The 1,575-nt window shown below is 48.8% G+C and carries 2 protein-coding genes; one reads left to right on the forward strand and one right to left on the reverse strand.

Annotated features, from left to right (window positions below):
- Nucleotides 1-121: 121 nt before the first annotated feature.
- The gene (locus V6N04_RS18945; protein WP_371171734.1) at nucleotides 122-415 is read left to right on the forward strand and encodes a winged helix-turn-helix transcriptional regulator; all 294 of its coding nucleotides are present in this window, start codon (nucleotides 122-124) and stop codon (nucleotides 413-415) included.
- Between the two features lie 400 nt (nucleotides 416-815).
- Here the strand turns inward: V6N04_RS18945 and V6N04_RS18950 are convergent, their stop codons facing one another.
- On the reverse strand, nucleotides 816-1,391 hold the full coding sequence (locus V6N04_RS18950; RefSeq protein WP_371171733.1) for an NYN domain-containing protein: 576 nt from the start codon (nucleotides 1,389-1,391) through the stop codon (nucleotides 816-818).
- Nucleotides 1,392-1,575 lie beyond the last annotated feature (184 nt).

Genomic DNA, 1,575 nt, shown 5'->3' on the forward strand with positions numbered 1-1,575 from the left:
GCACATTCCCGCGCTGGACTGGCAAGTAGGGCTGGATCAGCGCGTATTGATTTTCTGTTATCTCATTCATAACAGATACCTAGCATCAAATAGCACTAAGTAATAGTGTTAACAGGCCCTAATCGTAATCTCACTGTCACAATACGGAACGCTGCGTTTTAACGAGCTAAAGCGCCATCTTGGGATATCGCAGCGGATGCTGAGTCGAACGCTGCGCGAGCTTGAGCGCGATGGCCTTGTCAACCGCACGTATCACCCCACGATCCCGCCGAAAGTAGAGTACAACTTAACAGCTATGGGATTGTCATTCCAAGACCCCGTTAGAGCGCTTGGATACTGGGCGCTTGAGAACCTTCCAGCAATCGACGCTGCGCGGGAGTGCTACGACAACGATGTACAAGATAGGGCTGTCTGAAAACGGCGATCAAAGTCCAACCATTCTAGATGTTGGTAGACTTCAGACCAAGGCATCGGTTTCTGTGGCCCGCTTGGTCGACCAGAATCCAAGAACGACCGAAACATCCCTGTCGACACTCGATGAGGGAAATACTCGCGGCCACACCCGCCAACGCATATGACACGACATAGCCAAATACCACAAACTCGGATGGTTATCTTCTCGCGCCATTCAACATCATGCGAGGATAGTAAACTGGATCGTGCCGCTACAGGTTGACAAAATGCGCAAGTTGCCTTTGGTGAGCAAAAGCCCAGTCAAAAACTTGGGCCTGCAGAAAGCGCCGCATTCAACAGCACAAAATGTCCAAAAAAGACATCGACTGCTACTGCATCGGCAGATTGATCAACGCGAAGCCTCATGTTTTCTCCAGATCGGAGCTCAACCAAAGATTATCTGCGCTATACCCTCCGCGAACTAGAAAACCGGGCGTGTGAATTTCTGAAAACTCGTCCGCCCAATCTCGATAACGATCATTCGACACCACGATGGCATCGCGATTTCTTGCTGCACGTAGAATATGTGGGTCTGCTGGTTGGCCCTTTGGAACAACAACCACATGTCCCCGGGGGAGGCGCAATCGTTTCTCAAAGAAGTTGTTATGTAAATATCGACCCTCTAACAAATAACCGGCATTCGCATCAAACATCACAATTGGCATCCTGCCCTGGTCGATCAAAAATTCGACCAACTGCAAAAGCGGTTGGAATTCAGGATTCTCTGTACGCCAGTACATCACATTCGAACCATCAACTATTGCCCATTTTTCTTTACTTGCTTGCCTGGATTTCCCCGCAAACAAGCGAAGAAAAAGAAACCACCCCGCTAAAGCTGATGGAATGGAAATGAGAAGGGCGTCGGACCAAGCCGGCTCAACGATAGCAAATATTGAAAATAAGGTCGAAACAACAGCGATAACAAATAGATATATCATGCTAAGCACTTTTTGCGTGAGCGTACGTTTGGGATAATAGTATAGATAGAAACATAGCTCGCAAGACCCGCTCTTAAAAAGAAAAAGGCCACCTTGCGGCGGCCTTTTCCGTTCGAACATTAGCGGATGCTAACTAAGCTCTCGGCAGATTTGGCGTGGCCGCCAAATCGCCTGTCGCTGTAGG

The organism is Aliiroseovarius conchicola, assembly GCF_041403445.1.
Taxonomy (GTDB): Bacteria; Pseudomonadota; Alphaproteobacteria; order Rhodobacterales; family Rhodobacteraceae; genus Aliiroseovarius; species Aliiroseovarius conchicola.

Coding starts and splice junctions, on each gene's coding strand:
- V6N04_RS18950 (WP_371171733.1), bottom strand. CDS start 1,391: ATGATATATCTATTTGTTATCGCTGTTGTTTCGACCTTATTTTCAATA.